The organism is Shewanella olleyana, assembly GCF_023283825.1.
Classification (GTDB): domain Bacteria; phylum Pseudomonadota; class Gammaproteobacteria; order Enterobacterales; family Shewanellaceae; genus Shewanella; species Shewanella olleyana.
This window is the reverse complement of the sequence record NZ_JAKILD010000008.1, coordinates 87,959-108,215: the sequence shown is the minus strand read 5'-3', so window position 1 is coordinate 108,215 and position 20,257 is coordinate 87,959. Positions and strand designations below refer to the sequence as shown.

Annotated in this window: 19 protein-coding genes; 10 read left to right on the top strand and 9 right to left on the bottom strand. The window is 41.1% G+C overall.

The annotated features are described in order from the left end of the window. Positions 1–70 precede the first annotated feature (70 nt). The 9 genes from L2735_RS07650 to L2735_RS07610 all read right to left on the bottom strand — a co-directional run bounded on the left by L2735_RS07650 (position 71) and on the right by L2735_RS07610 (position 8,871). Positions 71–1,777, bottom strand: coding sequence for an RluA family pseudouridine synthase (locus tag L2735_RS07650; protein WP_248984134.1), 1,707 nt, complete (start codon positions 1,775–1,777; stop codon positions 71–73). A 251-nt stretch (positions 1,778–2,028) separates the two neighbouring features. After that, positions 2,029–2,409, bottom strand: a complete 381-nt coding sequence (locus tag L2735_RS07645) for a VOC family protein (protein WP_248984133.1) — start codon at positions 2,407–2,409, stop codon at positions 2,029–2,031. Between the two features lie 180 nt (positions 2,410–2,589). Then, the gene (bla, locus tag L2735_RS07640; protein ID WP_248984132.1) at positions 2,590–3,429 is read right to left on the bottom strand and encodes a subclass B1 metallo-beta-lactamase; all 840 of its coding nucleotides are present in this window, start codon (positions 3,427–3,429) and stop codon (positions 2,590–2,592) included. Between the two features lie 151 nt (positions 3,430–3,580). After that, complete coding sequence (locus tag L2735_RS07635; RefSeq protein ID WP_248984131.1) at positions 3,581–4,888, bottom strand: ABC1 kinase family protein; 1,308 nt, start codon at positions 4,886–4,888, stop codon at positions 3,581–3,583. 315 nt (positions 4,889–5,203) lie between these two features. After that, positions 5,204–6,103 (bottom strand): cold adaptation protein AtcC, encoded by a 900-nt coding sequence (gene atcC, locus L2735_RS07630; protein WP_248984130.1) that lies wholly within the window; start codon positions 6,101–6,103, stop codon positions 5,204–5,206. 12 nt (positions 6,104–6,115) lie between these two features. After that, positions 6,116–6,877, bottom strand: a complete 762-nt coding sequence (gene atcB, locus L2735_RS07625; protein ID WP_248984129.1) for a cold adaptation protein AtcB — start codon at positions 6,875–6,877, stop codon at positions 6,116–6,118. Further along, the gene (atcA, locus tag L2735_RS07620) at positions 6,877–7,410 is read right to left on the bottom strand and encodes a cold adaptation protein AtcA (protein ID WP_248984128.1); all 534 of its coding nucleotides are present in this window, start codon (positions 7,408–7,410) and stop codon (positions 6,877–6,879) included. Before atcA ends, atcB begins: the two co-directional genes overlap by 1 nt. A 7-nt stretch (positions 7,411–7,417) precedes the next feature. After that, entirely contained in the window at positions 7,418–7,702 is a 285-nt protein-coding gene (gene atcJ / locus L2735_RS07615; protein WP_248984127.1) for a cold adaptation protein ActJcold adaptation protein ActJ, read from the bottom strand. 626 nt (positions 7,703–8,328) lie between these two features. Then, positions 8,329–8,871 (bottom strand): hydrolase, encoded by a 543-nt coding sequence (locus L2735_RS07610; RefSeq protein WP_248984126.1) that lies wholly within the window; start codon positions 8,869–8,871, stop codon positions 8,329–8,331. A gap of 178 nt (positions 8,872–9,049) precedes the next feature. On the opposite strand from L2735_RS07610, the gene L2735_RS07605 reads away from it, so the two are divergent. The 10 genes from L2735_RS07605 (at position 9,050) to L2735_RS07560 (ending at position 20,120) form a co-directional block, all read left to right on the top strand. After that, positions 9,050–10,087, top strand: a complete 1,038-nt coding sequence (locus tag L2735_RS07605; protein WP_248984125.1) for a T6SS phospholipase effector Tle1-like catalytic domain-containing protein — start codon at positions 9,050–9,052, stop codon at positions 10,085–10,087. Between the two features lie 191 nt (positions 10,088–10,278). Next, entirely contained in the window at positions 10,279–11,103 is an 825-nt protein-coding gene (locus L2735_RS07600) for a cobalamin-binding protein (protein WP_248984179.1), read from the top strand. 342 nt (positions 11,104–11,445) lie between these two features. Beyond that, positions 11,446–12,705, top strand: coding sequence for an efflux RND transporter periplasmic adaptor subunit (locus L2735_RS07595; RefSeq protein ID WP_248984124.1), 1,260 nt, complete (start codon positions 11,446–11,448; stop codon positions 12,703–12,705). Between the two features lie 46 nt (positions 12,706–12,751). Next, the gene (locus tag L2735_RS07590; protein ID WP_248984123.1) at positions 12,752–12,985 is read left to right on the top strand and encodes a hypothetical protein; all 234 of its coding nucleotides are present in this window, start codon (positions 12,752–12,754) and stop codon (positions 12,983–12,985) included. A 107-nt stretch (positions 12,986–13,092) separates the two neighbouring features. After that, positions 13,093–13,842, top strand: a complete 750-nt coding sequence (locus tag L2735_RS07585; protein ID WP_248984122.1) for an ABC transporter ATP-binding protein — start codon at positions 13,093–13,095, stop codon at positions 13,840–13,842. Between the two features lie 20 nt (positions 13,843–13,862). Further along, positions 13,863–15,176, top strand: a complete 1,314-nt coding sequence (locus L2735_RS07580) for an ABC transporter permease (protein WP_248984121.1) — start codon at positions 13,863–13,865, stop codon at positions 15,174–15,176. A 22-nt stretch (positions 15,177–15,198) separates the two neighbouring features. Beyond that, entirely contained in the window at positions 15,199–16,407 is a 1,209-nt protein-coding gene (locus L2735_RS07575) for an FtsX-like permease family protein (RefSeq protein WP_248984120.1), read from the top strand. 182 nt (positions 16,408–16,589) lie between these two features. Continuing rightward, positions 16,590–18,050, top strand: a complete 1,461-nt coding sequence (locus tag L2735_RS07570) for a sigma-54-dependent transcriptional regulator (RefSeq protein ID WP_248984119.1) — start codon at positions 16,590–16,592, stop codon at positions 18,048–18,050. Positions 18,051–18,133: 83 nt separating this feature from the next. Beyond that, a complete protein-coding gene (locus tag L2735_RS07565) occupies positions 18,134–19,474 on the top strand; it encodes an ATP-binding protein (protein WP_248984118.1) in 1,341 nt (446 codons plus the stop codon). Between the two features lie 262 nt (positions 19,475–19,736). Beyond that, positions 19,737–20,120 carry an MAPEG family protein gene (locus L2735_RS07560; RefSeq protein ID WP_248984117.1) on the top strand — a complete coding sequence of 128 codons (384 nt, stop codon included), beginning with the start codon at positions 19,737–19,739 and terminating at the stop codon, positions 20,118–20,120. Positions 20,121–20,257: the final 137 nt, after the last annotated feature.

The window sequence follows — 20,257 nt, the reverse complement described above, 5'->3', positions numbered from 1 at the left end:
TATAAGTTTTTTCGCAGAGCAAGGGTAGCCATTTTTTTGACCATTTAAATAGTTGTTTTAAACGGCTGTATTATTCGAAGTCGGCGTTGACTTCAAACGTCATAGGCTGATTGGTGTGTGGGTGGTTAAAGGCTAAACGTTGGGCATGTAAATATAGACGATTTTCTGTTTTACCATACAAATCATCACCTAAAATTGGCATATGTAATCCGTCATGATGAGCACAATGAACTCTCAATTGATGAGTTCGGCCCGTTTTAGGATAAAGATGCACTAAACTGTAGCTGCTTTCGCTAGCCACTTTTTGCCAATATGTTTCAGCATGCTTACCGTATTCGTAGCAAACAAGTTGTTTAGGTCTGTCATCTAAGTCTACCCTTAGAGGTAAGCTAATCGTGCCACTCTCTTGGGTAAGAACACCGTCGATTTTAGCAATATACCGCTTTGTCACTGTTCGATTGATAAATTGCTGAACTAAGTGTTTATTCACTTCTTTTGACAAAGCAATGACCATGAGCCCAGATGTAGACATATCTAATCGGTGAACAATAAGCGGGCCGGTCGCATCTGGAAATTTTTTCTTCATGCGGCTGAAAACTGAATCGGTAATATTCTTACCCGGCACTGAGAGGAACTCTGCGGGTTTATTAACGATAACAATATACGGATCTTGATAAACAATAGGTAAATCTACGCCTTGTGCTGGGTTGGTTAACAGCGGGTTTTCATCGACCTCCATCCCTTCGAGCATATGGCCTAATATTGGACGGCACTTGCCATGACAAGCTGGATAATAGTTTTGATGCTGTTTAATTTCAGACTTAGGTGACACCCCCCACCAAAACTCAGCCATAACAATAGGGGTTAGTGCATTCTTAAAGGCGTATTGAAGTAACTTAGGCGCTGCGCATTCCCCCGCTGCTGCTGGTGGCTGATGATTAGGCGCATCATGAAAAATGTCGTTTAGATCGCGACATTCCCCTTTAATATTTAAAAAATCATACTGTGAGAATAATTTATTTTGGAGTGCATTCGACAACTGTTTACGTTGCTGTTTAACACTTTGTACTTGATTGGCTATCTCATCAAATAGTTGCTTAGCGTGTTCTACTTTTGCACCCCATTCTCGCTTCAACGTGCTTAGTTGGTGCTTATCTTCAACGCTCTGCCGACTCATCTCAATAGAGATGGTTGTTTGCTCTTCCTCTGACAGGCCTGCTAAATTATTTCGCTGCGCTTTACGGCTTTTTCTATTTTCAATCATCAGCTTACGATGTTCTGCAATTGCTTGCTCTGCAGCGTCAGTAACGGTAGTTAACGCTTGCTTAAGCTTCGCTAGTTCAGGGTGAGATTCTAATAACTTAAGCTTATGACTTAACTGATTTATTTCTTCGTATTCAAGTTTGAAAAAGCTGTCTTTGCTAAGCATGTCAAACACGGGAGGCACAAAATTAGGCAATATATTTTGGTCAGCGATTTTTCCAGAAAAAGCAGATAAATAGCCGATTTCACCTTGAGTATTTTTAACGACCAATACGCCAAACATTTTGCCAATGGGCTTAAGTTTTTGCGCCTGTTTGCAAGGTTTGGTTTGCTGTTCTAAACCAAAGTTGTGCTGCCAATCGGTTTGTTGGAGCAGATGTTGCTGTAGTTGCTCTGCAGCAAGCACAGCTAAAGGGTGAGGCTGATAATAGAAAGGGAAGGTAAACTTTTCCGGTAAGGGGATATCAGCAATCGATTCATTAAAAGGCGTAAAAAGTGGACCGAATTGTGACATGAAAGAAAGCCTTAAACTGTTTAGCTGAAACCGGAACTGAATCTAGATACGGGGGTTAATATAAAATGCTAACGGAAAATGACGCTTGAGTATGGCAAACTCATTCGTTATCGACTTTGTTTTCATCTTAAGTTTTTGTGGGCTAAGTTTACCTTGATTGGCGCTAAATGGCATGTAATTGAATTAAAAAAGCTGAGCGAACCCAGCTTATTTTGAATCGTTTTTTCTATCTATTACTGATTATTTATTGATTACTTAGGACGATAAAGTACACAAATCTTATTATCGGCAGGATCACGTAAATAGCCTAAAAATAATGGTCCCATTGGCGACTCACGGTAACCTGGTAATTCTTCACATGTGACGCCACCATTAGCGAGTCCTGCAGCATGCCAAGCCAATGCTTGTTCTTCACTTTTAGCAGCAAAGCCTACTGTGGTGCCATTTCCGTGACTGGCACTCTCGCCATTTATTGGTTTTGTTAACGCAAAAATACCCGTATCTGTGATGTAAAAACAGCGACCTTTAGGGTCTATATTGCCAGGTGCATGACCTAGTGTGGCTAATGTTGCATCATAAAACTTCTTTGATGTTTCGATGTCATTAGCACCGATCATAATATGGCTGAACATAGTTAACTCTCCGTGTGGGTATTTAAAATAAACCAAAATATAGCTGGGATATTTTAGCTAGAAATATGATTATTCACGTCTTAGTAGGACAGTGGATTGTCATTTTTTATTGCATAAGTTGTTTAGTTTCCATGGTGATTTGGGCTATTTGGGCTATTTGGGCTATTTGGGCTATTTGGGCTATTTGGACTGTGTGGCTGTTTTAGCTGCGTGTTGTTCCAGTAACCAAATAGTGTGGCTTAGTAGCTGTTGATCGCCCATTTTTCCGTGTCCTGGAAGTACTTGAACACTTTGACTAAATTGAGTTTGTAAATTGCTAATCGACTTTGGCCAAGCGTCTAAATCAGCTTCGCCGTAATAACCCAAACTCTTGCTGCCAAGGCTTTTGACTAAGCAGCCTCCATAAAGCAATTTTGATTGAGGAAACCACACTACGAGATTATCGACAGTATGCCCAGCTCCAACAAAGTGGACTTCAATTTTGTCTTCAACAAAGTCGAATTGCCCCTCTTTAAAGCTGTGGTTTGCTGTCGCTTTACCCGCTTGTTCAAGCAGTTTATTGGTGTGTTCAGAAGCGTAGGTAGCAACGCCAATGCGATTTAAATAATCTATTCCAGCAGTGCGATCGTCATGGGAGTGAGTTGAAACGCTAGCCTCTAATGAAAAGCCTTGCTGTTTAATCCATTCAACTAATTTTTCAGTATCAGTTTCGCTCCATGGTGTATCAATTAAATAGGCTTTGTTAGCATCAACGAGAATGAGGCCATTGGAGCCAACAAAACCATATTGTTGGGTTTGCATAAAAGATTCATGGACAAATAAAGTCTCTGATAATGGCGTAATGGTTAACTCACCCTTAACTGGCTGTTCCTGTGTTTGGACTAAATCTGAACTTGTACTTGAATCAGAAATTGAATTAGCGTTTGCTTGAGCAGGAATTAAAGAAGCGACAGCCGCGATGCTAATACAAACTAACTTAGTCAATAACTGAGTGGACTTTTTAATGAAGAAAGTGGACATATAAGAGTCTCGAATGATTAACCGCTGGCGAGCATAAGCATAGCAATAGCTTATTTTACTGAATTTCTATACTGCCATAACTCAGCCAGATTTAAACAATAACTGAGAAAGTTCAGGTTAATCTTTGTTGAGAAAGATAATCTTAGTGGCATTATTGATGGCTTAGAAAGAGCTTTTTAACGTCTACTTTGGCGTTTATTCGTGAAGCGAGAAGGTATATACCAGCTAGTTTTCGGTGCACAAAAATCGCATCTGTAGGTGGGGTGTGCCACTCATCTGGTTTAGTGCTCATCGATTTAGCTGCATCGGTAATGCGCTTTGCAAGATTACTGCTAGCAAAGTCATATTCAGCTTCACTTCTCAGCGGCTCACATGCTTGATAGAAAATATCGACGATGAGTTGTTGCTGTTCAGGAGTAATGTCTTTTTGAAAGAAGCCAATCTCGGAAGCGGCTTGTGTCATCAATGCTTTATCGCTAGTCATCGCCCCTTGCATCAATTTACGATAACCTGCCGAAAGTGTGTCAGAGATAGAACGAGTTGCGCCGAAGTCTAAAAGCACGATTTTGTCATTGCTTGCTTGATACATAAAGTTGGCGAAATTAGGGTCGGTCTGCACTAACTTAAATTCAAATAGTTCATCTAAAAATAAAGCTAACAATTGGGTTGCGACATTATCTCGGGTTTGTTGGTCGAGGCGAGCGACAGTTTCAATGGCTTCACCTTCAATAAACTCCATCACTAAAATACTATCAGTACTTAACGAGTCGTAAACTTTGGGGACGATGAATCTGTCATCGTTTGCTACCCATTGCTGATATTGCTTTAGTAGATTTGCTTCATATTCGTAGTCTGCTTCATGATGAAGCTGGGCTTTTGCTTCGTTGAGCAACTTATCAAACTGTACGTGGTCTGGGACAAGTTGAGCCACTTTTAGTAAGGTTGCGACATTATCAATATCGCTATCGATACTGTCTTTAATGCCAGGGTATTGAATTTTAACTGCCAGCTTTTCACCTGAGTCTAAATAAGCAAGATGTACTTGACCGATGGAGGCCGCAGCAAAAGGGCGCAGTTCAAATTGTGCAAAAGGGGCTAGCCAGTCCTGACCACATTGTTGCTTGAGGATCTCGACTAGTTGTTTGTGGGGCATTGCTTTAGCATCATCACGTAGCCTTGCCATAATTTCACTTAACTCGGCAGGAAGTAAGTCGCCAGTATCCATTGAAATCATTTGACCGACTTTCATTGCTGCGCCGCGAAGCTGGGCCAGTTTTTCAGCCACTTGAGAAATATTTTTAGGCGTCAGAACCAGCTCTTGAAGTTTTGGTGATTGGCCTTTACTGAGCTGCTTTGCGCCTTCAACCAATACATTTCCAGCTAATCGAGAGGCGAGACCACCCATTTTACTCAGTCTTGAAAAACGACTACTAGGTACTTTGGCTACTTCTTTACTCATAGTGACAACTCATTTTGAAGGAAAGTGAGGTACTGCTGAAGGCTCATTCTTCATCCATCTGCTTCAATAATACGGCTTATTAAGAATACGTGTTTAATTAGATTTAGATCAACCTGATAGTGAGTGAGATGTTTTCTGCAAAATGCGTAATAAAAAAGGACAACGAAGTTAGCTTCGTTGTCCTTAATATTTGACTCAGTCATTATCTGACTTCTGAAGTTAGCATTTGATAGCTAGAATTTAGTTCTTAAAACTCAATCTTTAAAACCCAGTCTTTAAAACTAGTCTCTAAATTCAGTTTCTAAAATTAAGCCTTTAAAACTCAATAGTATCTTGCCAACCTAGCAGCACACTCTGTAAACCATGTTTTTGCTCAAAGCGTTCTAGTTTTTCAGGGCTAGCATCATCAAGCGCTAGTTCGCGATACTTCTTAGCAAACTTAAGTGTACGCAATAATTCTTGATAGAAATGCTTACCTAGGTCTTCACGAATTGTTTGTGCCAGCGTTTCAGGTAAATGACTTAATGCACGTTCAGTATGGATGGTGATTGCATCTATACTGAACCAGTTTTCATCAAGTTCAATTTTGCGTAAGCGCTTTTTCATGTCTTCACGGACTCTGGCATCATCAAACATAATGCGGTACAACACAGCTTCTGCTAACACACTTTCAAGCCCAAGGCTGAATAATGGGTCAAGCTCGACTTTAGCGTAAAAAGTCTCCAGTAGAACTTTAGTGGCTTCTTGATTGTGATGATCTTTCAACGCTGTTTGGTAGTCTTGCCATCCTAGCCATTCTTCCGCATCCGGTGGCGTCGAGATTTTTTCTAACAACAATGGATTAATATCACCGTACAAGGAGTTTTCATTGCCATGCATATGCTTGCTGACTATCGTCAACATGCTCCAGCCCTTTTGAAAACACTTAAGCACGCCATCAGGCTGTTGCAAAAGAGCCACTGAGCCAGCCGGCTCTTGACCTGTTAGCGCAATTAATCCCAAGCTGACAACACCAATTACATCGTGGGCTGCGTGCTCAAGCAAATGCATTTTATGCTTGTTATAAAACTTATCTGCCAGTTTTAAACTCATTAAAATCGCTTTGGATTTTATTTGAGTGACATGTTCGTCGGTTAAAAGTTCTTCTATACGTCCATATTCAAGTACACGACTGAAATAGGGACCTTGGTTATTATCACGTAATGCTAATTGCATTAACTCGATTCCTTAATCAAGAAAAGTAAACATGTCATCGACTTCAGCGTATTCATCAGCCACTTCGTTTTTCTCTTTGGCCTGCAGTACAAGCTCATTAACGAACTTACCAATGATTTGCTCCCAACCAGAGCTTTCATTGCGGAGTAAATTCTTAATCGATGAAGCCACATCTGGTGTCAGCTGTTTAATCAGAGCGTATAAACTGCGTGGGTCGTCCATAGCTAAACTGTGAGCTTCTTCATCTGCTTGCCAGTTGCTATAACCTACGGTTTCACCATCATCTTCGTCATCAAAACTTTCGTAAATAGTATTGCCATCTTGCTCACCTGAAGGGGCGAGAATGAGCTCAATAAACGGAATTGAAAGGTAGAATAAGCCCGCTGGATCTTCAGCAATACATTCTAAAATAGCGGCTTGTTTTTCTTCAGTTCCTTGAATACGAATCAGGTAAGTCAAAAACTCAAAAGTATGATGCATCAATTCATCAGCATTGGTTTTGATTTGCTCTTCCCAATACAGTGGCTGCTGGCAGACGATGTCACGAATTTGCTCTGGCGACATCAACTCAGACATGATCGATGGGCAAGAGATATCGTGATGACTGTTAATTTGCGTCAAGGTCACAATATCCATGTGTTCGATAACATCAACAAGTTGATCGTCAGACATGGTATTAGCAATAATTTCGAAGCGCTTGCTAGCTTGTTGCGGCTCTACATCTGCAAGATCTTTAATCTCTGCAGCGGTAAGTTCAATAAGGTTGTTGCTCATTAGCGCTCCTCGTCATCATATTGATCGTAATAACCTTCTTCATCACTGTCGTCGTAATCACCATCGTCATTATATGGGTCATAACCGTCATCGCTCGCATCTGAATCAGAACTGCTGAATGACTTGCTTGGGGCGACGACGTTATCTTGAGTATTAAGCAAGTAAACGACGGCGCAGCTTTCTATCAGTAATTCTTCTGAATATTTGCGCACAGCAAGAACTAAAGGTACATCGTCATTATTAAATTGAATCGTAACTTTAAACTCATCCCACGACGGCATCGTCGAAGTATCTATCCATGTCGCCCACTTGGTTTTAGCGGCATCTGAAAAGCGAACGCGATTGAATAGGGCAACAGGCAAGTATTCTGGCACAGCTGCAAGCATCGACGGGTCGGCTAACAAAATCGCTTTCATTGAGTCAGTGAATTTAGCTAATGCTTCTGGGCTATCGGGATCGTTATACGACTCGATATTGTCATAGGCATTATTTTTTAACTCATTAATACGTGAGATATTAAGTGGTTTGCTCATGGGGTTCTCAAGAATAAAATTGGTCCCACAGCTCGGTCATTGCCGCTGTAGGATTGGTTACGATGACATTATTAAAATCTTTAATAAAGGCCGTTCTTAATTTCTTATCAGACAAAACATCATAGGCATCTTTTACTCGATGCAACTGCTGGGCTGCGAGATGTTTTTCTTCTTCTGAAGCATTAATCAGTTTATCGGGATGAAACTTATTTGATAAACGTTTATAGGCCTTCTTTATTTCGTCTTCTTTGGCACTGGCTTTAACGCCGAGGACTGTGAAGTGGTTAATCATATTTTTACCTATGGCATATGAACTTGGATAGACTGATGCTAATCCACTAAATTATGATTATTTGGTTGTAAATAATAACAGAAATACAATCATTTCCATAAAACTATCAACTAGTTTAGCTCATTACAAAATCCAGATGTTCAAATTGAACAAAAATAATACAAATTTAATAAAGCCACTGTCCACTTTAGGTGACACTGGCTTTATTAAAGCTCACTTTTTCACTAAAAATAAAAAAGAGCACCCAAGGCGCTCTTAGTTAAAAAATGTGCTTTTAGCTAAAAAGGTGTTCTTAGTAAAAACTAGGAGAGTAACTCCTCATCGTTTACTTCGGTATTAGCTTTTTTCTTTCTCGATTAAGGCTAAAAGTACTGGCACTAATTGATTAATTGCGCCAATACATAGACTTAATATTGCGATATGTTCCCATCCCATGACGTGCTCCTTTTAAATGACTGTAATGATCAAAGTCTTCAAACCGATGTGTTATGTCGATGGAATAAGTCTATTAAACTTGCCTTTTTGCGGTAAGTGAATATTGTCATTAGAGTCGATGACAATTGTCATGGTATGTTAAGTTATTAAATTAATTGATTTATTAATTGATTTATTAATTACTTTATTAATTACTTTATTAACTTTAGAAGAGACTTGAAACGCTCTCCACTGGCTTGATGTTGAAGCTCGAACAAACAAGACTCAGTGTTGGTTATCCTCGCGCCTAATTGGGTCATCATTTGGATCCCTAGCTGCTTATTTTCGCTGGTGCGTGACGATACAGCGTCGGCAACTAAGTGAACGTTATAACGATTAGCCAGTAAGTCTTGGCAGGTTTGATAAACACACACATGGGTTTCAATACCTGCAAGAATGATATTGCAGCGATTAAGTCTGGCCAGTTGCTGCTGAAAATCAGGGCTTTGCCAAGCACTGAAAAAAGATTTTGGGATGACCTGAGTCGTTTTACTTAACAGTTCTGCTAACTCAGCAGTGGTTCCGCCTAATTTATCAGGGAGCTGCTCCACCCATAAAATAGGCATATCAAATAACTGAGCTCCTTGAATCAAAATGCCGAGTTGCTTATGTAATTCAGGTGATTGTTGCATGACTTGAGCAAGCTTGCCTTGGACATCAATGATCACTAACACCGATTGTTCAGTTGTTAACATGGGCATTCCTTTTACTGCTTTAGCATTTAGTTATTCAGGATTAATCAGTAAACGATACTTTTGCAGGAATGACTATTGTCTAAAAGTCGAACAAAATGATTTTGGTAACATGTTGCCCATGTTGAAAGTGAACCTTATATAGCATTAGTTATCAGTTGTAAGCGACCAAGGAATAAAAATGAATAAACGGATTATTATTTGTGCTGATGGCACTTGGAATCGCCCTGAAGAAGACATTAATGAAGATCAGGCAACTAACGTGCTGAGACTCGCCAGAGCGATTAGCCCTGTAGCGACAGATGGTAAGCCACAGCAAGTATTTTACGACTGGGGAGTGGGTTCGTACTACGACAAAGTCATCGGCGGCGCGACAGGAAGAGGGCTGCATAAGAATATTCTAGATGGCTACCGTTATATAGTGCAGAACTATCAACCAGGCGATGAAATATATTTATTTGGCTTTAGCCGTGGTTCATACACTATGCGCTGCCTTTGTGGACTGATTAACAACTGCGGAATCGTAAAGCGTCCTGATGCAAAACTCATTCAACAAGCTTTTGAGCATTATAAAACCCAAGCTAAAAGCTATGCGCCAGAAGGTGCGAAGTCATTGGCGTTTAGGCAAGAATTTTCTCACCCATCACGTGACATTGAGTTCGTCGGAGTGTGGGATACTGTTGGCGCAATGGGGATCCCCAGCTCATTCTTAGGCTTATTTGAAGATAAAGATGAGTTCTATGACACTAAAATTGGCAGTAATGTCAAAGTGGCCCGTCATGCATTAGCTATTGATGAACATCGACAAGATTTTGAACCAACAATTTGGCAGCCAAGAGATACTATGGATATGAAGCAGGTCTGGTTTGCTGGTGCACACAGTAATATTGGTGGTAGTTATCAACCCGATAACCAAGGGCAGATGTTATCGGATAACGCGTTATTGTGGATGCTAGGCGAGGCTCAAGCTAAAAAGCTAACCATTGAGTCGCACTTGATTGATCAAGTATCAGCCGCGCCTTTAGCTAAATTGCATAATTCCCGCCGCAATTTTTATCGTATTAAACGCAAACTATATCGAGATATGGCGCCAATGGGCGAGCCAATGCTGATCCATCAATCAGTGAAACAACGTTGGGATAGTGATGAGAAATATCGTCCTAAAAACCTTCAAGATTTGGTGAATAAGTTTGGCTGGCCAACAGAGTTGGTTTTATAAGTCATTAAATTAAATCATTAAGTTAACTCATTAAACTAACTCATTAAGCTAAGGTAAAATTGTTAGAATAAGCACAATATGGTTTACAGTGTATTGTGCTCCTAATGATGAGCTTGCTACTCATATTCAAACTCAAATTTATAAAAGGTATTTCAGTGACTCACTCCGTTATTCGCTCTGTTTTATTAACTATCACTTTTACCCTATTTCTCACTTCATATTGTTCCCCTGTATCTGCTGAACCGACAGTTCCTGCAAAGCGAGTCATTGCTTTATCTCCTCATGCGGTTGAAATGCTTTATGCCATTGGCGCTGGCGAGACGATTGTTGCTACCACGGATCATGCAGACTTTCCTGAACAAGCTAAGAGTATCCCAAGTATTGGGGGTTATTATGGTATTCAAATGGAGAGAGTGATTGAGCTCAACCCTGATTTGATTGTGGTGTGGCAAAGCGGTAATAAAATGGAAGATATTAGCCAATTAACTCAGCTAGGTTTTAAGGTATTCAATAGCGACCCAAAAAGCTTAGATGATGTGGCAAAAGAGCTTGAGCAGCTAGGTGAGCTAACAGGTAACGAATTACAAGCCAAACAAGTTGCAGATGATTATCGCCAGCAATTATCTAGCATCCGCATGGAAAACCAGCAAAAATCTGCTGTAAAAGTGTTTTATCAGCTCTGGTCGACGCCATTAATGACAGTATCTAAAGGCAGTTGGATTGAGCATATTATCAGTGCTTGTCATGGGGATAATGTTTTTATTGATGCTGCCAGCGAGTATCCACAAATCAGTGTTGAAAATGTCCTGCTTACTGGTGCAGAAGTCATCTTACAAAGCCAAGATGAAGGTAATGTGATTGGTGTCGATTGGTCGAAGTGGCCAGAGTTGCCAGCGGTTAAAAATGAGCATATATATCAGTTAAATGCCGACTTACTGCATCGAGCATCACCGCGTGCGATTCTAGGTGTGCAAGCACTTTGCGAGTTGCTGGATAAGGTAAGGGCCACGCAGTAATCGCTACACAGTCATCACTAACCCAGCGTACACATTTTTACTCTAAACCCACTCAAAGTGTCCACTCGGACACTTTTTACTTTAAACCCATTCAAAGTGTCCATTCGGACACTTTTACAGGGTGTCCGCGGACACATTTCAATTGTTTATTACTTCCATAATTAACTTAAGTTTATGAAATTATTTGTATTTAATTAATTGGCACAGCCTGTGCTATATCAAGGTAACAATACAGATACAGCATGCTAGATGGGTTTAAACGGACATTATTTGCAACTAGGCAACCTTGTAAATATAAAACCCTATAAACAAAAAGCAGCTAGTGAGTTTCAAGGAACTGAGATGATTAAAGATACCAGCGGACAAGATACGGTCATTAAAGCAAGTGCATCTAAAAAACTGCGTATGCCCATCATTATTGGCACAGTTGGCTTGTTAATGAGCGCGTTAGTGTGGGCAAGTCTTGGCCATGATTCTTCGATTCGTTCTATTGAAGGTAAAGACTTACGTTTAGCTACTATCACCCGTGGCACCTTAGTCAGAGATATTGCTACAACGGGTAAAATTGTTGCCGCCAATGCGCCAATTTTATACAGCACTGAACAAGGTGTCGTGACACTACTCAGCCAACCTGGTGATGAAGTTGAACAAGACCAAGTGGTTGCCCAAATTGATAGCCCAAGATTACGTAGCAGCTTTCAGCAAGAGCAGTCAGTTTTTGCGGCAATGGAGAGTGATTTAGAGCGCGCCAAACTGGATGCTCGACGTGAACAATTGCGAGTGAGCCAAGTATTAGATATGGCCAAAGTTGATTTAGAAGCGGCAGACAGAGAGAGTCGCCGCGGCGATCAATTGATTCAAAACAGTCTTATTAGTCGAATTGATTTTGAAAAAGGCAAAGATGATCTCCATAAAGCCAAACTATTACACAAGCATGCCATTCAAGAAGTGGATTTGATGCGCGATACCTTAACTTTTGAGCTTAAAAACCGCGCATTAGAAGTTGATAGACAAGCCTTAGTCGTTACAGAGCTGGCACGTCAAATTGCGGCACTCGATATCAAGGCTCCCGTTAAAGGCATTATTGGTAATTGGTTAGTTGAACAAAAAGCGCGGATTGGTGCCAGCCTCCCCATCTTAACTGTGGTTGATTTAAGTGCCTTTGAAGCTGAGCTTGCCGTACCGGAATCTTATGCTGATGACTTAGGAATTGGAATGGATGTTGAACTGAGCTTTGGCAGCATCAATGTCATGGGGCATTTAGCGTCAATTTCACCAGAAGTGAGAAATCGCGAGGTGACAGCGCGAGTTCGTTTTAGCGCAGATAACACATTATCACTTCGTCAGAACCAACGTTTATCTGCACGTGTGTTACTGGAAAATCGCCCTAATGTATTAATGATAAAACGCGGTGACTTTTTAAATCGTGGGGGCTCAACAGCATTTGTAATGAATGATGATATGGCGATTAAAACCCCAGTTATCCTAGGTGCGAGAAGTATGAGCCAAGTGGAAGTGGTCGATGGCGGGAAAGAAGGCGATGTGTGGGTAGTTTCAGGCACGGAAGCTTTCAGAAACGATGAACAGATTCAAATTAGATAGATATTAACCCTAGTGGATTACGACTGAATTAAGTAAGGACACCACAATGAAATTACCTCAAACAAAACCAATGACTGGCTTTATCGCATTGATGTTACTGAGCCTAGCCGTGAGTTACCGAATTGATGAAACCTTTAATTGGTTGTCGTTTAGCTTTCAAATTATTGACCTCACAGACCAGCTGTCTGAACAAGTTAGCTACGGCTTAAGCAGTGACATGGTGCAAGTGTTATTTGAGTTAGATTTTGCCACTGCCATACACATTATTGTGCATTTCTAGTGCTGTAAGTAACCATTTAAATAACCAATTTACCGAATAAACAATTTACCGAATAACGAATGATAACTAGCGCTAGAGCATCAGCTAGTTAAACAAGGAAAGAACACATGTTATCAATGAAAAATATTAGCAAAGTATTTAAAACGGATTTAGTTGAAACCCATGCGTTACGTGATTTTAATCTGGAGGTTGAGGAAGGTGAGTTTGTTGCCGTCACTGGCCCGTCTGGCTCAGGTAAAACCACTTTTTTGAATATTGCCGGTTTGCTTGAAGGCTTTACCTCGGGTGAATTTAGCCTTGATGGAGTGAACGTATCTAACTTGAATGACAACCTGAGTGCAAAAGTAAGAAACGAGAAAATCGGTTTCATTTTCCAGGGCTTTAATCTTATCCCTGATTTAAACCTTGCTGAAAATGTTGAAGTACCACTGCGTTATCGTGGCTTTAATCGCGCTGAGCGTCAACGTCGAGTCGAATCTGCACTTGAGCAAGTGGGTCTAGCCGCAAGAATGAAGCATTTGCCAACTCAATTATCTGGTGGACAGCAGCAACGTGTAGCCATTGCCAGAGCGCTAGCGGGTGAACCACGCTTTTTACTGGCCGATGAGCCAACCGGTAATTTAGACAGCTTAATGGCGCGCCAAGTGATGGAGCTACTAGAGAATATTAACCAAACCGGTACCACGATTATTATGGTGACTCATGATGCAGAGCTTGCACGCCGCGCGCAGCGCAATATTCAAATTGTTGATGGTCAGGTGTGTGATTTTTCAATGTACCAAAAAGCCGACCAATCGCTCGTATCTGACTTAACACAAGCAGCAGGTTTACAAAAAGCCGCGAGTAGCGACTGTTAATTCAAGCAGGAGATAAGCTTATGTTTTTATATTATTGCGATCTTGCTTGGCGCAGCATCAAAAAGACGCCGATGTTATCTATGTTAATGGTATTGGCAATTTCGATTGGTATTGGCATTACTATTACGACTTTGAATGTGTATAAAACCATGTCCTATAACCCGGCTGGTGAACGAAGCGATAACATCAATTCAATCCAATTATGGAGTCAGGGTTTAGATACATGGGATGACTTTCAATCTAATATTACCTATACCGATGTGATTAACTTACGTAATAACAATGAACTGGGATTAAAAGCCGCGACATTTCGAACGGGCTTAGCAATGCAGTCAGATGATCCTAATATCGATCCGATCCTAGAAAGCGTGCGCGTCACCGACAGTGATTTTTTTAGCATCTTCGACGTGCCATTTTTGTACGGTAACGCTTGGGATAAAACAGTAGATAGCCAACCTGCTTATCAAGTCGTTATTGGTGAAAAGCTCAATCAAACCTTTTTTGATGGTCAAAACAGTGTGGGTAAAACGATTTACCTAAACCGTAAGCCTTATCAAATTGTAGGGGTGATTAAAGAGTGGAACCCGCAACCTAAATACTACGACCCGCTTAATGGCGCGTTTAACGATGCTGAAGAAATCTTTATTCCTTTCTTATTGGCAGAGCAAGAAGAGTTTGATGTGTGGGGCAACACCAGTGGCTGGAAATTTGAGCCGATGTTGACTTACCAAGACCGCTTAAATTCTGAAAAAACTTGGCTGCAGTTTTGGACTTTCCTTGAAAACGAAGACCAAAAGTCACAACTGGAATCTTGGTTAAGCCGTTATGTCGAGCAGCAAAGAAACTTTGGCCGCTTTACTGATACCGCCAAAACACCTGCTGAATCATTCCAAATCAGTAACATTGAATTATGGCTTGAAAATAATGATGTGGTCCCTGAGGACAACAAGGTGTTAGTGGGCTTGAGTGTGCTGTTTCTCAGTGTGTGTTTGGTCAATATTTTAGGATTATTGCTCACTAAGTTTTTAAAGCGAGCGCCAGAAGTCGGGGTACGCCGCGCGATTGGCGCTAGCCGTGCACAGATATTCAGTCAATATATGGTTGAAGTGGGCATTATTGGTTTTATTGGCGGCATTGTTGGCCTGTTATGGGCTTGGGGGGCACTGTCTATGTTACATGCTGAATTCAATATGAAAGAAAGCGTGACCGGGCTTGATGCCAGTATGTGGATCATCACACCACTTATTGCCATTTCTACCGCCATTATTGCCGGAATTTACCCTGCATGGGTCGTATGCCGTACTAAACCAAGTGTGTACTTAAAAGCGCAATAATGAACCCAGAAAGGAATTCGACATGTTACATATCAAACCTATTTTATCGAGTTTAATGCGCAGCAAAAGCGGCCCAGTATTACTGCTATTGCAGATTATTTTATCAGTGGCGATTGTAGCGAATGCGAGCTTTATTATTCACGAGCGCCTTACCATGATGCAGCGTGAGTCGGGTTTAATTGAAGAGCAGATTTTAAGCTTTAATGTGTACAACTTTGACCCAGCAATCGACAATGTGCAGCAAAATGTTATCGACCAACAGATATTACGTGGCTTGCCAAATGTGATTGCGGCAAGCTCCACCAATATGATGCCACTGAGTGGCAGTGGTTGGATGGACCGTTATGTGGACGGTCCTGATCAAGATACCGCTGAAAGTACACCTGGGTTTGCCTTGTATTTAGGTAACGAACATTTACTTGAAACCATGGGCGCAAAACTGGTTGAAGGGCGTAACTTCCGCCCAGAAGAAATTAACACTCAGTTAGATCAAAACGGCATGGTGGCGATGGTGTCTCAACCACTAGCAACCGCTTTTTGGGGAGATGAATCGCCAATCGGCAAGACCATGTATCAAGGTAAGCAAACTATCGAAATTATTGGTGTGATAGATAAGCTCCAAGGTGCATGGGTGAATCATTCAAACTTTGAATACAGTGTGATTCAAAATATCGATTTTGGTGGTGGCTTTAAAAACAAAACCTATATTGTTCGAGCATTGCCTGAACATATTCCGGCTTTGGAAGAGACCATTGTTAAAGCCTTCCTCGCAGAAAATCCTAATCGGGTGGTTGATGGCTTTTCATCGCTGATTGATATGAAAAAAGAGACTTATAACAATCACCGCTTAATGGCGACATTGCTCAGTATGATGGTGATTCTATTACTACTGATTACTGCGCTAGGTTTGACAGGAATGGTGATGTTTAACATTCAGCGCCGCACTAAACAGATAGGTACGCGACGTGCATTAGGGGCGAAAAAGCGCGATATAGTGAACTACTTTATGGTGGAAAACTATCTGATTTGTATTGCTGGTGGCATCATCGGTGGCTTACTGTCATTGCAACTAGGCCAGCAGCTGATGAGTTTATACAGTTTGCCTATGTTACCCATTAGCTATCCAATAGCGGCTATTGTAGGTTTGTTAGTGGTTACTACTTTGGCGGTCATAGTGCCAGCGATGAAGGCGGCCAAAATATCACCTGCGATGGCAACTCGCAGCGTGTAAAGCAAAGGTTATAATGATTTAAAACTTAGAGCTGGGATAAAGGTTACAAGTGAATTTTTATCTCAGCTTTATTAAATCGTCTCAGTTGTTCAGTCGTTACCTATTTACTCGTAAAATTTATCGTTTTACGGTAGCGTTATCTGAATAACTTAAGTTTACATTAATAGAGTACCTAGACACCCATGGACAGTATTTTAGTCGTTGATGACAACAGTGCCATTTGTAGTGCACTAACATTGATGTTGGACATTCATGGCTATAAGGCATTGAGTTGTGAAACCCCGCAACAGGCAATCGACATTGTCACTAAGCAAGATATTAGCTTAGTGATCCAAGACATGAACTTTACGCGCGACACCACTTCAGGTGAAGAGGGCAAGCAGCTGTTTTATACCTTACGTCAGCAACAGCCCAATTTACCGATTATTCTGATGACAGCCTGGACTCAATTAGAAACCGCCGTTGAGTTAGTTAAAGCGGGCGCTGCCGATTACATGGGCAAACCTTGGGATGACGCCAAGCTACTCACGAGCATTAATAATCTATTATCGATTTATCACCTTTCTAAGCAAAATAACCAACTGACAAGAGTCGACTCAGAGCGAATGAGTGCCATTAATGACGCAGATTTATGCGGGATGGTGTTTGGTAGTGGCGCGATGCAGCGCTGTATTGACCTGTCATTACAAGTGGCAAAATCCGATGTGTCAGTGATGATCACCGGTCCCAATGGTGCGGGTAAGGATAAGATTGCCGATATCGTTCAAGCTAATTCCTTATTAAAAGATAAGCCTTTCATTAAGGTCAATATTGGCGCTCTGCCAATGGATTTATTAGAAGCTGAACTGTTTGGCGCCGAAGCAGGCGCTTTCACTGGGGCGAATAAAGTCCGTATTGGTCGATTTGAAGCAGCTGATGGCGGTACCTTATTTTTAGATGAAATTGGCAACCTGCCGTTATCGGGACAAGTAAAGTTACTTAGAGTATTACAAACGGGTGAGTTTGAGCGTCTCGGTAGTCATCAAACCCGCAAAGTGAACGTACGGGTGATAAGTGCGACCAATGCCGATTTAGCTGATGACATTAATAACGGTAGTTTTCGAGAAGATTTGTTTTATCGTTTAAATGTCATTGAACTTGCTATAGCGCCGCTTAATCAGCGCGTTGATGATATTTTACCCTTAGCCCAATATTTTGTTGGCAATGAATTTAGCTTTGATAAACCAGCGCAGCAAGCACTGTTAAATCATGCTTGGTCGGGCAATGTCAGAGAGCTTGAAAATGTGTGTAAACGCGCCGTGTTATTAGCCAGCAATGCTTTACTGACTTTGGCCGATTTAGGCTTGTCGCCACAGACTCATCAAACACTTAATCAAGTGCGTGAACATAATCAAGAATCTAATCGAGAGCTTAGTCGCGAATCTAATCGCAAACCTAATCGCGAACTTAGTCGAGAAAAGCAATCTAGCGAAGAGCTCGCTGAAACTTTGCAACCAGCGCAACCAGTCGACCCTGATAAGCAGCAGATCGAGCAAGCATTGGTAGCCCATAATGGTGTAATCGCGAGAGTAGCAAAATCGTTAGGGTTAAGCCGCCAAGCGCTTTATCGGCGCATGGACAAATATGGCCTATCTTCCAAGTAGTATTAATCCTGACTCGTGACATTTAGAACCGTAAACTGGCTTAATAATAACGCTTAAATGACTAATAAAAGTGAATGAAACCCATGAGAAAAACGCTTCAATTACGCAGTAAGTTAGTACTTGGTAACTTGTTAAGCGTTGCTTTAAGTGGTCTATGTGGTTGGACGGTTTGGTTTAGTTTGGGGGAAGAACAGCTTTGGCTTGCTATTGTGGTTGCTGCTGGAGTCTGTTTCTTGTTGAGTATGTGGCTGACCCGAACTTTACATGACAGTTTACAAGCACTTGAAGTTGGTTTACTCAATTTTAAAGATAATGAGTTTAGTGTATCGCTTCATGGTTATGGCGAGCCACAACTCGACTCCCTTGCCGAACTCTATAACCAAGCATCCGCTAAACTGCGTAGTGAAAGGCAGTTTATCTATCAGCGAGAATTGATGTTAGATAAAGTCATTCAAAACTCACCTAACATTATGTTGCTGGTGGATGATAATCAGCGAATTATTTACGCCAACGATGCAGCGAGGCACCTATTTAATCAAGGCGTTCGTATTGAGGGAATGCTGCTGGGTGACTTAATCGCCGAACTGCCAAATGCGTTAAAAGAGGCGCTTAATAGTGAGCATGAAGGCTTATTTTCAATTAATACAACCAATGCGTCTAATACGACAACGGGTGCAGAAGAGTTGGAGTCATGGCATATTTCTCGGGGCAGTTTTAGCCAAAATAATCAACAGCATCATTTGATTCTACTCAAACAATTAACCAAAGAGCTCAACCGTCAAGAAGTGGCGGTATGGAAAAAAGTGATCAGAATTATCAGTCATGAATTGAATAACTCAGTCGCGCCTATTGCTTCTATGGTGAATTCAGGAAGGCTACTAACTAAAGATGTTGGCAACGACAAGTTAGGATTAATCTTTGATACGATTGAAAACAGAACCGCTCATTTAAGTCAGTTTATTTCTCACTATGCTCAATTTGCTAAATTGCCACTGCCACGAAAAGCTCCGGTTGATTGGGCTCAGTTAGTGAAGCAATTAGCTCAGCAATATCCTTTCAAGTTAACGTCTGAATTACCTAAGGTGTCACTTGAATTAGACTGTGTGCAGCTGGAACAAGTATTGATTAATTTGCTTAAAAATGCCCATGAATCTGGCTCAGAAACAGAGTTGGTCACTTTAGCTATGCAAGATGTGACACATCCAGTATCCGGCATTGTTATTATCATTGAAGATCATGGTATTGGGATGTCCAGCGAAGTCTTATCTCAAGCGTTATTACCTTTTTACTCAACTAAGCAGTCTGGCACAGGGATTGGTTTGCCGCTTTGTCGTGAAATTGTTGAAGCCCATGGCGGGCATATCACCATGCAAAATCGTGCAGAGGGTGGGCTGAGTGTCAAGCTTTGGTTACCTAAGTCATAGTCATAGTCATAGTCACAGCCAAAGCGACTGATTAAGTCTAAATAGTGAAGATCAATTTTACCTAATTGAAAACGATAAAGTGCTACTTCAGATTTGATACGCCTAAAGTGAAAGGTTTTGTCGATAACATTTAAAAAGTGAGTACTGATGCTGAGCAAACCATCGAGGTAAATATATTCGCGCCCGATTATTAAGCACTGTCTAATCGTTGAAAAAAATGCTTAACTGACGACTTATTATTTATCCAAGCTGGGAAGCATATATGCAAACTTTACTTATCTGTTTATTCATCGCGATGCTATTACCTTATTTAGCTAAAGGACCTGTGGCCGTTGCCATGGCAAAGCTAGGAGGCTATGACAATGCGCATCCAAGATCCCAACAAGCACAATTAACGGGTGCAGGAGCAAGAGCGTTGGCTGGACACCAAAATGCATTCGAATCTTTGCTTATTTTTGGTATCAGCTGCCTAGTGGTCATAGCAACAGATAAGGTCAGCCCATTAGTTTCTACCTTGGCGATTGTGCATGTTATTGCGCGGGTGAGTTATCACTTACTTTATTTGAAGGGGATTGCCACTATGCGCTCAATCGCATGGTTTGTGGGAATATTCAGTGCCTTGGGCATTTTCTTTCAAGCTTTTTAGTGCAGTTTTAATCTATAAAAAACGCTTATCGTAGCCAGTGCACGATAAGCGTTTTTGTTTGGTTTTGATGTAGACTTAAACTTAGACCAGCTTTAATAAAGCTGGATCCAAATAGATTGAACAGGATTGAATCAAAA